The following is a 13,093-nucleotide window of genomic DNA, read 5'->3' on the forward strand; positions in this document are numbered from 1 at the left end:
CTCTAACTGCTCCAGGCTCTCCGTCACCGTGACTTGAAAAGGACGTCCTGTCATCGCCCATCACCTCAAAGAGGACTCTTCTAGTTTGGCGCAGCTTCATATTTGTTTGGTATTAGGTCACGGCTATTTAATAGGATGCGATACAATTCCAGATCCCCGCTGCAGATACAAAATTAATATCAATTTAGGATAAGTTGAAGTGCTAACTTTCGTATGCTTGGCACCTCAAATACCTTTTACTTGAGCTCAACTAAAGTTTAGAGGTTTTAGAAGAACCGACTGCAGACTTCGTTAACGATGATCGTGGTTCAACCCAATCACGATAGAATTGTTCGTTTACAGCCTCATTACAATCTTTTTGGGTTCATCTGCGAAGTATCGGTTTATGTTGAATGAAAAGCTTCGTTTCAAGGTTGTGCGATCGCCCCGATAACTCGTTGCTAACTCGTTTCTAAAGAATTAACCTCAAATGGCGCTGTAATGTTTCGCTATGGTTTTTTCCCGTTGAGTACATCGTCAGGCGTTTCGCTGCTCATGCAAAGCGGCTTTAAAGGGCTTGCTGTTAGAGTCATTTTCTTTCTGTCTCTTCCATATGCAGGTCATCACAAAAGGATAACGGTGTAAATGGCTGACCAGGAGCACCTGGAATTACTGAAACAGGGAACCGGGGTTTGGAATCACTGGCGGGAACAACATGCTGACGTTCATCCAAACCTCTACCAGGCTGTGTTGAACAAGGCCAACCTGCGAGAGGCCGCCCTCCACCATACCAACCTGCAAGAAGGCGATCTAAACCACGTTGACCTCTGCATGGCTGATCTGCGGCAGTCAAACCTGATGGGAATTCGGCTCAAGGAAGCACACCTTTATACCGCTGATTTGCGGGGAGCTAACTTGCAAGACTCCAGTTTGCTGGGGGCTGATTTACGGGAGGCAAACCTGGGCTCAGCTGACCTGCAGCGCGCAAATCTCAGTTCATCAATATTAGTTATGGCGGATTTGCACGATGCCAACTTGCGGGAAGCTGTCTTGCAGGAGGCGAAACTCAACTACGCCAACCTCAGCTATGCTGACCTATCCCTGGCTGATCTGCAGAAATGTGATTTTGGGCGGGCCGATTTGCGAGGGGCACATTTCTACACAGCCAATTTGAAGCGTAGTAATCTGTATTGCGCCAATCTCAGCCATGCTGACTTGCGAGAGGCCCTGTTAGTAGAGGCAAATCTGCGTGACGCTGATTTACGGGAAGCCAATCTAAACATGGCAATTCTCTCCTTGGCGAATCTTATTGGCACAACGCTCTACCATGCTGATTTGATGTTTGCCAACTTGAGTATGGCTAACTTATGTATGGCAAACCTCAGCCGGGCTAATTTAACCGGTACTACCTTGATTGGAACTAACTTCATTGGCTCCAATTTGTACCTGGCGATGATGCAAGACGCCAATTTGATGGAGGCCGACTTACGAGAGGCAACCCTGAATGAAGCAGACTGTAACGGTGCCAATTTGCAGAGTGCCAATTTCAGCATGGCCAACCTGACCTACGCCAATTTGCAAGGAGCGAATCTTCAAGGGGCAAACCTGCGTCAAGCTAATCTATGGAACGCTAATCTGAAAGATGCCAACTTGGAGGGCGTCAGTTTTCAGGGAGCTGTCATGCCAGACGGGCGCGTCCATTCCTAAAACCCGTTTGGAAATCAACTTTTTCCATCACTTTTCAAACAGTTTTTTAGAAGAAATCTCTCAGAAACTCGCAGCTTCTTTTGAATATGAGTGGGTGGAGAGCGATCGCCCTCCACCCACTCATTTGCTGAAGCGCTTATTTCTGCCTGTATAAAGTACACTCGAAACCGCCTCAATCCGAACTCAGGTTGATAGGTTTTATTGCAGCGTTTGAGATTACTTCTAAACCAACCTTACGTATTTTTGTTGAATGTGATGGGTATTACCCACCACATTCAACAGAAGTGTTTCAGGTATGGTGAGCTTACATAAGTTCTATCAAAACAAGTGTGAGGGGAGACAACAACTAAGGGGGGAACCCCTAGAGGGCGTGTGCCTCTTGCGGGATGACAACCTTCACCTGATACTGTCAGTGAGTTGAACCGCTGTACCAGTGGAATTACAGATACATCTAGGTGGCCGAACGAACAGTTGGTTAGTTGCCCGGATTGAGATCTGTACCTCTTTAGGTCAGCATTTGACTGGTTGCATCTACATCAGCATCTACTAACCATCATGAATAAGGTTCTCACGATCGCTACTCTCTTAGCTTCGATCGCTATGGGATTGCATGTTCTGACAGCAGGACACGGAACGGATTTAGGTCTACAGGCTAAAAACCCGCCCTGCTCCCCTGATTACGCAGAATGCCAGTAGGGGCTCCTTTAGCAAAGCCTTACTGTACTGCCGTCATGGTTCTGTCTGAAAAATTATAAGTTTGTCAGTCAAAACCATGACGATTCGCACAATTCGCAGCTGAGTACAGGGTCTAACCCGAGCTCTCCTGATTAAATTCTAGACGGAGGCTTCAAGGAGCTCAACTGCAACGGAGGGGAGAATCAGTAGCTTGGTGAGCATAGCTCTAACCCTTGATGTTTCCATTCAGGTTATTTCTAGGACTTTATTAAACGGTAAAAATATCGGAATTCTAATATCGGTTGCCCTAAACTTCGCCCAACTGGTAGGACAGTGAAAACTCTGGTTCTCTTAAAAATGTGCGGATCGTAGGCCTCTGTATGTGAATAAAGCTTAAAGATAGGCTAGTTGCCGTGCCGAATTACGATCCAGCTCCAGCAGACTGACAGTATTGCCTCAGGGCGATCGCCTGTTAGGATGCTTTACCTAAATTTAGAGTCATTCATTAACTCGAGTGATGAACTGTTAGGCTAGTGGATAGGCTTTGGCTCTCTGATCTAAGATCAGGTATGCCAGTGTCCAGCTATTCATCAGTGTGAAGAATAGGCCATCAGGGTTTGGTATCGTGACGTAAATATTCCGTCGCTTATGCGTCGTGAGACCGGTGCGGGGCATCTCCTATCTCCTTGCTCAACCTCATCCATGCACCCCCCCAGTGGTTTTGCCTAGAAAACCCTCCAAACGGCATCGCTCTTTTTTGGGCTCTCGGCCCTTTCAGCCCGTTAGCTTGCGCACGAAGCTGCTGGTCGGCTTTAGCGTGGTCTTTACGCTGGTCTTTTCCGGAGCTTTTTACTGGTTTTACAGTTTTACGACCGAGAAGGTCATCGCTCGGCTCCGCTCTGATATGCTTGCAACCTTAACAGGAGCATCTCAAGGGGTCGATGTACCCGATTTGATGGCCCTTTACCAGGATGGTGTTCGTAACGAAGAAGGTTTCTCTGATGACCCTCGTTACCTGGAATTGCTGTCCTGGTTTAATACGGTCAACAATATTGAGCCGAGAGCATGGCTGTATACCTATGCCATTGGTACGGCAAAAAATAATCGTCGGGTTGGGCCATCAGCGGTACACCCCAATGAATTAGAAATTATTTATCTTGTGGATGTTTGGGCCCTACATGATCCCGACAAGGCAGCCCATTTTCTGGAGCCAGATGAGGCAGGTATTGCGGCGCGGCGTGTACACCTGGGGGATACCTTCGAGTCGGATATCTATAAGGACAAGTGGGGCACCTGGATGTCGGCATTTGCTCCCCTGAAAAATCAGAAGGGAGAAGTGGTTGCGGTTTTAGGGTTGGATATCGAAGCCAGCTATGTCCGTCAGCTTCAGGCCGCCATTCGCCAGCGTTTTGTCATTGCCTATGTGGTCACCTACGGTGTTTTCTTTGCGCTGATTTATCTATTGTCAGGAATGATGACCCGGCATTTACGAGAGTTGACCCGCTCGGCGGAACATATCTCGGCAGGAGATTATCGGCGCAGTGTGCCCATTGAGCGACAGAGCCATTTCCCGGATGAATTGGATCGCCTGGCTCAGGTGTTTGAGGAAATGGTCGAGAGCATTCGGATTCGGGAGCAATTAATTCGGGAAGGGAAGCGAGCGCAGAATGAAATGCAGTCTGCTCTGCAGGAAGAGCGTGAACTCAATGAGTTGAAATCCCGTTTTATTTCGATGATTTCCCATGAACTGCGTACCCCGCTGACTGTTATTCGCACGTCGCTTGAATTGCTTGAACGCTATGGCCATGTAGCTTCTGCGGAGCAACAACAGAAGTACTATCAGCGGAGCCGTAATGCTGTAGAAACGATGAGCCAGCTTATCGATGACGTCCTGATGATCGGTAAGGGCGAAGCAGACGGTTTAGAGTTTACGCCGACTCGGATGGATGTGCGGCAGTTTTGTCGGGAGTTATCGGCAGAAATTCGTCAGAGTATGGGCAATTCCCATGTGTTGGTCTTTTCGAGCACTGGCTGGTATGGTGAAGCCTATTTTGATCCGAAATTGCTGCGTTCCATCCTGAATAACTTGCTGTCAAACGCGGTCAAGTACTCTCCTGCAGGCAGTCGGATTGACTTTACACTGTGCTGTCAGGATGAGATGGCAACTTTTGAAGTTCGCGACGCAGGCATCGGTATTCCAATGGATGATCAGCCGCGATTATTTGAAATGTTCCACCGGGCTAGCAATGTCAATGCGATTCGGGGAACGGGCCTGGGATTGGCGATCGTGCGGCAATGTGTCGTGTTACACGGCGGCACCATTACATTCAGCAGCCAGGAAGGAAAAGGAACGTGCTTTACAGTAGCGTTGCCAATTCTTCTAGAGTTGCCACAGCATCAGACTTTAGAGCAGTCCGTTTAGATGATATGGAATATGTGTGGCGACAAGTGACGGCCTATTCCATATTTAGTTCTAGAACAGGAAATTAATCTCTACGTCCCATTGATTGTCCTGGCGCTTCAGACGAATTTGTCGGATAAATTCTCGAAAGTAGAAGCGACGTTCGGCTTCTGACAGGTCCTGCCAGAACTGCGGGATAGAAACAACCTGGGCGATCGCCATAAGATTCTCGGGCGGCAACTGATCCAGTCGATTCTGCAATGCTGCCATCTCAGTCCGCAAATGATACGCCCGTAGCTCTGTGGTTTCTGTATCTAACACCCCGGTCTTTAACAGCTCGGGCAGCTGCGTTAGCACAGCTTGCTTTTCCTGAATTTGCTGTTCGAGTTGGGCCTTGATGCTGGCTCCGGAAGGGGGGCCACCTGGCCCCTGCAATGCCGCTACAGCAGGAGGCAGTGCTTCACATACCCGCTGAATCGTTCGCTCTAAAACGTCGCCGTAGGCCAGAGCAGAGCAGCGAGGCTGCTGGGTGCACTGCACTGGACGTAAGTATTCATAAACCTGAGCGCGCCGGGGGGCACTGACGCGGGTTGTGGTCATAGCAGAGCCACAGGTCGCACACGTCACCAGCCCTGCCAGGGAGCGGGAAGCACTGGCTGAACGAGAGGGAAGAGAACGGTTGCGGCGCAGTAGGCGTTCGATCTGGGCGGCTTCCTGTCGGGAAATTAGAGGGGCGTGGGTGTCGGCAATGACGTCACCATTTTGATAGGCCAGGTCGCCTCGATAGATAGGGTTAATGAGCCAGCGCTTGCCGGTAGAGACCGAAATGCGCTTGTTGTACTTCTGCTGCAAGTAGCGAACGCTGCCACGCAAGGATCCGTAAAGCAGAAAGTGCTCAAAAAAGTCTTTGACGACGGGAGCCGTTGTGCGGTCGAGGAGGTAGCGATCGCGTCCCCGTCGATACCCATAGGGAGCTTTCCCAGGAGGTGGCAAGGCTTTGAGACGATTACGGGCATGGCCTTGTCGAATCCGACGGCTGCGTTGCTCGGCTTGCAGCCCCTGCCAGAGAAGCCAAAGCTGAGGGTTATTGACGGGCTGTTCGGCCTCATCTGGGGCCAGGGAAACGGGAGTGATGCCACGTTCGGTGAGGGCTTGCAGGCGATCGCCCACCTCCGCCACGCTTTCTCCGAGGTCAGACCAGCGGCGTACCAATACTTGCTGGACAGGTTCAGTCTCGTGATCCTGCAGTAATTGGAGCCATTGCAATCGGGGGCTCTGTGCTCCAGGGTCATGGCTAGACCAGTCTTGGTAAATTTGGGCGACAGGTTGTCCCCAGTCCACCTGGGTGGCTGAGTCTTCCAATAGGGGATCGAAGTTGAGGTAGGCGACCACCTTCATGCAAGTCTTTCTCAAAAATAGTCGAGAGTATGAAGTGTTTTGCAAGGCTGTACTGAATCAATGACCGCAGCACTATAGGGGCCCTGAGCCTCCTCTACAATGGTAATTCAGGCCTAAAAGGGCGCTCTACCCACAGGAAATTTCGAACCATGCCCGAGTTGCAATCCCTTGAAACCAGTTTTGCCCATCTGGTGGAATCTCTCCAGGCACAACGGCAAACGGATGAAACGTTTACGTTGCGGGTGACGGGTGAACAAAGCCAGTTTATGCGTTTTAACCGGGCTAGAGTGCGCCAAACAGGGTGTGTGGAGGACTGTGATGCGACACTTACCTGGACCCAGGGGCAGCGAGTGGCTTCCGCAAGTTTTCCATTATCAGGTAATTCTGCAAGGGACTGGGAGACCGCCCAGGGGATGCTGAAGGTGTTACGGCAGGAGATGCCTCAGTTGCCTGAAGACCCCTACCAGGTACTGCCACAGGGGACGGCACGCAGCCGGGAAGTGCATTCCGGGGCATTGTTACCGCCGACTCAGGTAGCGAAAGCGGTGCTTGCTCCTGTCGTCGGTTTAGACTTTGCAGGGCTGTATGCCGGAGGGACGGTGCTGCGCGCCTATGCAGATTCGGCTGGGCAGCAGCATTGGTTTCTGACGGAGACGTTTTCGCTGGATTACTCGATCTATACGCCAGATGGCCAGGCCGTGAAGGGAACCTTGGCAGGGAGTCAGTGGGATGATGCGATCTATGCGGATAAGTTGGTGGATGCCAGCCACCAGCTGGAGCGTTTGAGCCAACCGCCTAAGATGATTGATCGAGGGCAGTATCGGACGTATCTGGCTCCGGCGGCGATCGCAGAACTCATCTCGATGTTTTCCTGGGGGGCGGTGAGTGAGTCAGCAATGCAGCAGGGGGCAAGTGCGCTGGCAGCTATGCGGCGAGATCAGAAGAAATTATCGCCCCGGTTTAACCTGAAAGAAAATTTCAGCCATGGGGCGGTGCCCCGGTTCAATGATCTGGGGGAGATGGCTCCGTTGGAAATGTCGATCATTGAGGAGGGGGTGCTGGTCAATACGCTGGTGAGTTCGCGATCGGCAAAGGAGTATGACAAGCAGTCGAATGGGGCGAGTGGGTCGGAGAGTTTGCGATCGCCTGAAGTTTCTCCTGGAACTCTTGCAGCTTCAGATATTTTGAAAACTCTGGGGACGGGGTTGTATTTGTCGAATTTGCATTATTTGAATTGGAGCGATCGCCCTTCTGGTCGGATTACAGGGATGACGCGGTATGCCTGTTTTTGGGTGGAGGATGGGGAGATTGTGGCTCCGATTGAGAATCTGCGATTTGATGAGAGCCTGTATCGGTTTTTGGGGGATCAACTGGTTGATCTGACGGATTTTCAAGAGTTTATTCCAGAGTTGACGACCTATGATTATCGGCACCTGGGGGGTGCGTGGTTGCCGGGGGCTCTGGTTGATGGTTTTACGTTTACGCTTTAGTGTTCTATGGCTTTACGTAACCTCAGTTCGGGTTAAGGGCTTTTTCGAGTGCCGCGCTTCGCGCGGCACTCGAAAAAGCCCATTATTGCGTGCGCGAAACGCACGCAATAATGGGCGGTTCGGCTTATTCCGAACTGACGTTACGTAATTCGGTGAGGACAGATTATTTGTGAAAAGGTCTGCGCTGCGGGGCTTTTCACAAATAATCTTCCTGAGTTTCGGTGCATAGGCTGGAGACCCTGCTTGGGGGCGCGTCGCCCCCCAAACCCCCTGACTGGGGGACGGCTGCCCGTCCCCCAGACCCCCTCGGCAAGGAGGTTTTGCAGGGGTGTTGTTAGGCCGCTTCGCATTGCTGGGGTTTTGAAGCAGACCCCGGTGAGGTGGTCGCCGCAATTGCTTACCCTTTCGTCACTTCCAAATAAATATGCTCTAGGCGGATGGGGTGGCGGGCGATCGCATCGAGTGGAACACCATCGAATTGGGCAATGATGTCTTTTAGTTCTAAATGTTGGGGGAGCCAGAAGGCGAGGTCGCTGCCGTAGCGGCGATGGGTGAGGTTGAGAGTTTGGGCTCGGGCGATCGCGGCTTCCTCATCGGGGGTTTGGATGGTGAGGATTTCTTGGGCGGGGATGAGTTGACGCAGTTCGGTGAGGGTGCCTTCCTGGAGGATAGTGCCTTGTTTGAGAAAGCCGATGCGATCGCACAGCCGCTCGGCTTCGTCGAGTAGGTGGGTGGTGAGGAGAATGGTCATCCCCTGCTTTTGCAGGGTGCGGATCAGTTCCCAGAGGTCATAGCGGGCTTCGATGTCGAGGCCGGTGGTGGGTTCGTCGAGGACGACGAGTTTGGGTTGGTGAATGAGGGCGATCGCCATACTCAAGCGGCGTTTCATGCCGCCACTCAGACGTTCGGCGATGGTGGTGGTGCGATCGCTTAAGCCAACGGATTCCAGGCAGAGCTGCACGCGGCGGCGGCGTTCTTTGCCTGAGATGCCGTAGAGCCGTGCAAAGAAATCGAGGTTTTCGGCGCAGGTCAGGCTGCGGTAGATGAGGTTTTCCTGAGGGGCGATGCCGAGCCAGGGTTTGGTACGCTCAGAGACGGGTTGGCCGTTGATAAAGATATGGCCTGCGTCGGCCTGAAGCAGATTGCTGAGGATGTTGATAGTGGTGGTTTTCCCGGCTCCATTCGGTCCTAATAAGCCATAGATTTCGCCGGTGGGAATGTGCAGGTTCAGATCCTGCAGGACGGTACGAGGCCCGTAGCTCTTTTTCAGCCCTTCAATTTTCAACATTTCTACAATCTCCGTTCCACCTGAAGCATGCGCAAGTATGAGAGCCAGCCTGCAAGCACCATAACTCCCGCAAAAATGGCGAGAAACCAAAAATGCTTAGAGATATCCGCGAAGGTAGTGCTATTGGCGGCGATACTCAGTAGCGCTTCATTCATGTGATAAATCGGATTCAGTTTTGCCAGGCGTAACAGGCTGTCGGGGAACAGGGAGGCCGGGAGAAAGGTACCACCCAGAATCAGCAGCGGGACGCCGAAGGTGGCGACGAGGGCATTCACGTCTTCGGTGCGGCGGGCCAGTTGGGTTCCTAAAATGAAGCCGACTCCTACGTAGGCGAGGATGCTGAGCAAGATGATGGTAACGCCCAGCCAGGGATTGCCCTGAAACTCGGAGCCTTGGGAGAGGGCGATCGCCCATACTAACAAGGTCTGCCCCAGCCCAATCACACTATGGGCCACGAAAATTCCCAGAAAGTAAGAAAATCCGCTGAGTGGGGAGAGAAACAATCGTTTTAGCGTGTGATGCTCTCGTTCAGCGACAACGGTAGCAACACTGCCGCCTAAGCAGCTAAAGAAGAGGGCGGCTCCCACTAAGCTGGGGGGAGCGGCGTTGGCAAAAGCATCCGCGGTACTAAGCTTTGCCCGTTCTTGCAAAATCAGGGCGTTCAGCACCAGTACCAGTGCCGGAAAAATGGCCCAAAAAATTAAGCTGCGACGGCGGTGGAACAGTTCTAACAAAATGCGCCGAGCGACTGCCAGGGATTCTGTCCAGGTTTTCCGCACGTACCCGCCCACTACCATCGCTACTGACCAATAAGGAACTTTGGCGACCTTTCCCACGACTGAAGTATATAAACCGCTCAGCTATAAGCTCCGATTGTGGGAAATGTAAAGCTGTCCTAATATTACAGAGAATTCACACTTCTACAATTGACTGTTTTGTCAATTCAGTTACATCTGCCTGGCTCTGGGTGTTCAACGAGGGTTACTGTCCTGAAAATGCTTTTTTCGGATCCCTCATTTTGAAAGCCTATCCTCTCTTCCCTGACTTAATTTTTCCCAGTTACGCTATGACTGGCGTAAATATCAGCACAATCTGCGCTTAGGCACTGTACTTATGGGTCGAATGTTCGATTCAAAACTGCTGCAGCCCCTCTCACGGCGAGCAGTTTTGAAACTGTTTGGGGTGGGAACGATTGGGGCGATGCTGAGCTACTCTCGCCTGGAAAAGCCCCAACCCTCCATTTATCGTCAAGATACGCTGGAGCTTCCCCACGGGGTGGGCCGTGATATGAAGGCGGTCGTCGTGGGTGGAGGCCTGGCCGGATTAGCCGCGGCCTATGAGCTGAGCCAGCGGGGAGTCGCCGTCACTCTGGTAGAGCGATCGCCTCAACTGGGTGGGAAAATTGCCAGTTGGAACATTGAAGTGGGTGGCGAACCCTTCCGCATGGAGCACGGCTTCCATGGCTTTTTTCCCCAGTACTACAACCTCTTCAACCTGGTGGAAGAATTGCGGATTCGAGAGAATTTCAAATCCCTCAATTTCTACTCCGTCGTTTACAAGGATGGCTACAGACCTGAAGTTTTCCGTCCCAGCCATTCGGCCTTCCCCTGGAACGTAATAGATCTGGCGGTTTCATCCTCGAACCGCTTGAAATGGGGAATCAATCTGGCTAAGATCAAGCATTTACAAGTCTTTCGGGAGATTACAGGCTTCAGCAACCCTGCGACTTACGATCGCTTAGACAATATTTCTGTCGCCGATTGGGTAGAGAGTGATTTTCCACAGGGGCTTTATGACCTGTACTTCTTACCCTTTGCGAAATCCAGCCTGAATGCACCGGATGCGTTAAGTGCCGGGGAGCTGATGCAGTTCTTCCACTTCTACTTTTTTGGTAATCCGGAGGGCCTTGCCTTTAATGGCACCTGTCAGGATATGGGTCGCAGTCTGGTTGACCCGATCGCCGCTGCAATTCAAGAAAAAGGTGGGCGTATCCTCACGCAGACCAGCGTTAGCGAACTGCGCTGGCAGGACGGAAAAATCGCTGGAGTTACCATCCAGCAGGGGACGGGGGAAACCAGCCATGTACCTTTCTGGGTGGAGCGTAACCCACTGTTGAGTAGTGAAGAGTTGGAGTACTTGGGGGCGGGCGATCGCCTCTTCGTCCTTCAACCGGATGGTAAGCGTGCTCTTTCCCTGACCTGTACCCATCAAGGCTGTAGCGTTCATAAAGAAGTTGTGGCCAACGGTAAAGGCTTCCAGTGTCCCTGCCATGGAGCCGCTTACGATGCCAACGGTACAGTTGTGCAAGGGCCGGCCGAGAAGAACCTGGCCCAGTATCGGGTGCTGAAGCGTGAGGGAGATCAGGTGCAGTTGGTGGCGATCGCTCCCCCTGAAGCGGTAGCAGAGGAAACTTTGGAGGCGGACTATTACGTGTTGGCCGCCGATATTCCTGGCATCAAGCATCTATTCTCCTTGTCGAAGGGAGAACCGGAAGCGGTTTTAGTGTCTCAGGTAGAGAAGCTACAGGTCGCCGATCCTTTTGCGGTGGCGCGCTTCTGGTTCGATCAGGATTTTGAGTGGGAGCATAGCTGGTTCACCTCCTTGTCGGGCTATCGCCTCACCGATAGCATCACCTTATATCACCGCATTCAAGACGATTACATTGAATGGGCAAACAAAACGGGGGGAAGTGTCGTAGAGCTACATGCCTACTGCTATAAGGAGAAGGAGTTTCCTACCCAACAAGCTCTGCTCAACACCTTTGAGAAAGAATTGTTCGAGATCGTACCCAGCCTGAAGGACGCGCAGCTTCTCCACCGCCAATTGGTGAACCAGAAAAACTTTGCAGGGTTCCCACCGGGAAGCTTCCGCGATCGCCCCACCTCCGCTACTTCTGTCCCGAATCTCATCTTTGCGGGTGATTGGGTGAAGATGCCGTTCCCCTGCGGTCTGATGGAACGGGCCGTAAGCAGTGGCTTTCTGGCAGCCAACGAAATTCTGCAACAGGAAGGCGCACAGCGGCGCACGATTTATACCGTACAGCCCAAAGGCATTTTGTCGATTTTGAGTTAGGGAGGCGTGATCATGCAAAGCCTGCAAACCGACAACTCGGACACTGCCCAATCCATAGGCCGAGCCGATGTGCGCCAGATGGGTATTAATCCTAACCACTGGTATGCCGTCGCTCGTAGCACTGAAGTGACCGATAAGCCGTGGGGTGTGGCCCTGTGGGACGAGCCGATTGTCGTGTTTCGCGATCGCACCCAAACCCTGCATGCCCTAGCCGATCGCTGTCCCCACCGCTTTGTCAAACTTAGCCGGGGTCAGGTGGTGAACGATACCCTGGAGTGTGCTTATCACGGCTGGCGTATCGATGCTGCTGGAAATACCGTCGAAATCCCCTATCTGGAAGAGAATCAAAAACTGCCAAACTGTCAGGTGCGGCAATTCCCCGTCAAAGAGCAGGATGGCTTTGTCTGGGTTTTTCCAGGAGATTCAGCTTTAGCGGCGACCAAGGAACCCTTGCCCATCCCCGAGTGGAATCACTTGAATTACATCGCCACCGTGTCGGTGATCGACTGTGAGGCCCACTTTTCTTACCTGATCGAGAACCTAATGGATATGTACCATGGGCACTTGCATCAGAACTATCAGGCGTGGGCTGATCCTAAATTGGAACGGTTGGAGGAGAATGGCGATCGCGTCGATGCCTACTATCAGGCTCAGAGCTACTATCGCATCGATAAAATCTGGTCGATCTCCCAACTCTTTTTTCCCAGCTTACGGCGGCTCCACCCCGAACTGCTGACTGTGAGTTACCCCTATCCCAACTGGTCTTCCACCCTTGGGGAAGATTTCAAAATCTACTGCCTGTTCAGTCCCACCGGGTTAACCCATACTCGCGCTTACCTGATCCACTTCACCTCACTGAATGCTTTTCACCGATTGCATAAGTTGCCAGATCGGTTCCGTCGATTTGTAAAAAATAGCCTGTTTGGTTCGGCTCAGAAGTTATTAGACGGCCTGGTGGAACAGGACGTCATTATGCTGGAGGATGAGCAGCAAGCTTACCTGAAACAACCCGAACCTGCCCGTGAGTTAAATCGCGCGCTCGTAAGCGTGCAGCGGCTGATTCGGACGCAATCAAGGGGGTAG

Annotated in this window: 10 protein-coding genes; 6 read left to right on the top strand and 4 right to left on the bottom strand. The window is 52.0% G+C overall.

The window, feature by feature from the left end:
- The first annotated feature begins 624 nt into the window (after positions 1-624).
- Positions 625-1,686, top strand: coding sequence for a pentapeptide repeat-containing protein (locus tag NDI52_RS19805; protein ID WP_190770754.1), 1,062 nt, complete (start codon positions 625-627; stop codon positions 1,684-1,686).
- A gap of 555 nt (positions 1,687-2,241) precedes the next feature.
- Positions 2,242-2,382 (top strand): hypothetical protein, encoded by a 141-nt coding sequence (locus NDI52_RS19810; RefSeq protein ID WP_190770755.1) that lies wholly within the window; start codon positions 2,242-2,244, stop codon positions 2,380-2,382.
- 504 nt (positions 2,383-2,886) lie between these two features.
- Here NDI52_RS19810 and NDI52_RS19815 read toward each other — a convergent pair.
- Positions 2,887-3,036, bottom strand: a complete 150-nt coding sequence (locus NDI52_RS19815) for a hypothetical protein (RefSeq protein WP_206758166.1) — start codon at positions 3,034-3,036, stop codon at positions 2,887-2,889.
- 82 nt (positions 3,037-3,118) lie between these two features.
- Here NDI52_RS19815 and NDI52_RS19820 point away from each other — a divergent pair, with 82 nt between their 5' ends.
- Positions 3,119-4,783, top strand: a complete 1,665-nt coding sequence (locus NDI52_RS19820) for a HAMP domain-containing sensor histidine kinase (protein WP_190770822.1) — start codon at positions 3,119-3,121, stop codon at positions 4,781-4,783.
- A 51-nt stretch (positions 4,784-4,834) separates the two neighbouring features.
- On the opposite strand, the gene NDI52_RS19825 is transcribed toward NDI52_RS19820, so the two are convergent.
- Positions 4,835-6,160, bottom strand: coding sequence for a recombinase family protein (locus tag NDI52_RS19825; protein WP_190770756.1), 1,326 nt, complete (start codon positions 6,158-6,160; stop codon positions 4,835-4,837).
- Positions 6,161-6,309: 149 nt separating this feature from the next.
- Between NDI52_RS19825 and NDI52_RS19830 the strand changes: the two genes are divergently transcribed.
- Positions 6,310-7,650, top strand: a complete 1,341-nt coding sequence (locus tag NDI52_RS19830) for a metallopeptidase TldD-related protein (RefSeq protein ID WP_190770757.1) — start codon at positions 6,310-6,312, stop codon at positions 7,648-7,650.
- A gap of 397 nt (positions 7,651-8,047) precedes the next feature.
- Here NDI52_RS19830 and NDI52_RS19835 read toward each other — a convergent pair whose 3' ends face one another.
- Together NDI52_RS19835 and NDI52_RS19840 are read right to left on the bottom strand one after the other, a co-directional pair.
- Positions 8,048-8,938, bottom strand: a complete 891-nt coding sequence (locus NDI52_RS19835; protein ID WP_190770758.1) for an ABC transporter ATP-binding protein — start codon at positions 8,936-8,938, stop codon at positions 8,048-8,050.
- Between the two features lie 2 nt (positions 8,939-8,940).
- Positions 8,941-9,735 (bottom strand): ABC transporter permease, encoded by a 795-nt coding sequence (locus tag NDI52_RS19840; RefSeq protein ID WP_190770759.1) that lies wholly within the window; start codon positions 9,733-9,735, stop codon positions 8,941-8,943.
- A 316-nt stretch (positions 9,736-10,051) separates the two neighbouring features.
- Between NDI52_RS19840 and NDI52_RS19845 the strand changes: the two genes are divergently transcribed.
- Positions 10,052-12,010, top strand: coding sequence for an FAD-dependent oxidoreductase (locus tag NDI52_RS19845; RefSeq protein ID WP_190770760.1), 1,959 nt, complete (start codon positions 10,052-10,054; stop codon positions 12,008-12,010).
- Positions 12,011-12,022: 12 nt separating this feature from the next.
- On the top strand, positions 12,023-13,093 hold the full coding sequence (locus tag NDI52_RS19850; protein WP_190770761.1) for an aromatic ring-hydroxylating dioxygenase subunit alpha: 1,071 nt from the start codon (positions 12,023-12,025) through the stop codon (positions 13,091-13,093).

This window comes from Leptolyngbya sp. PL-A3, from assembly GCF_039962325.1.
Classification (GTDB): domain Bacteria; phylum Cyanobacteriota; class Cyanobacteriia; order Elainellales; family Elainellaceae; genus Vacuolonema.

Coding starts and splice junctions, on each gene's coding strand:
- NDI52_RS19805 (WP_190770754.1), top strand. CDS start 625: ATGGCTGACCAGGAGCACCTGGAATTACTGAAACAGGGAACCGGGGTT.
- NDI52_RS19810 (WP_190770755.1), top strand. CDS start 2,242: ATGAATAAGGTTCTCACGATCGCTACTCTCTTAGCTTCGATCGCTATG.
- NDI52_RS19815 (WP_206758166.1), bottom strand. CDS start 3,036: ATGCCCCGCACCGGTCTCACGACGCATAAGCGACGGAATATTTACGTC.
- NDI52_RS19825 (WP_190770756.1), bottom strand. CDS start 6,160: ATGAAGGTGGTCGCCTACCTCAACTTCGATCCCCTATTGGAAGACTCA.
- NDI52_RS19830 (WP_190770757.1), top strand. CDS start 6,310: ATGCCCGAGTTGCAATCCCTTGAAACCAGTTTTGCCCATCTGGTGGAA.
- NDI52_RS19835 (WP_190770758.1), bottom strand. CDS start 8,938: ATGTTGAAAATTGAAGGGCTGAAAAAGAGCTACGGGCCTCGTACCGTC.
- NDI52_RS19840 (WP_190770759.1), bottom strand. CDS start 9,735: ATGGTAGTGGGCGGGTACGTGCGGAAAACCTGGACAGAATCCCTGGCA.
- NDI52_RS19845 (WP_190770760.1), top strand. CDS start 10,052: ATGGGTCGAATGTTCGATTCAAAACTGCTGCAGCCCCTCTCACGGCGA.
- NDI52_RS19850 (WP_190770761.1), top strand. CDS start 12,023: ATGCAAAGCCTGCAAACCGACAACTCGGACACTGCCCAATCCATAGGC.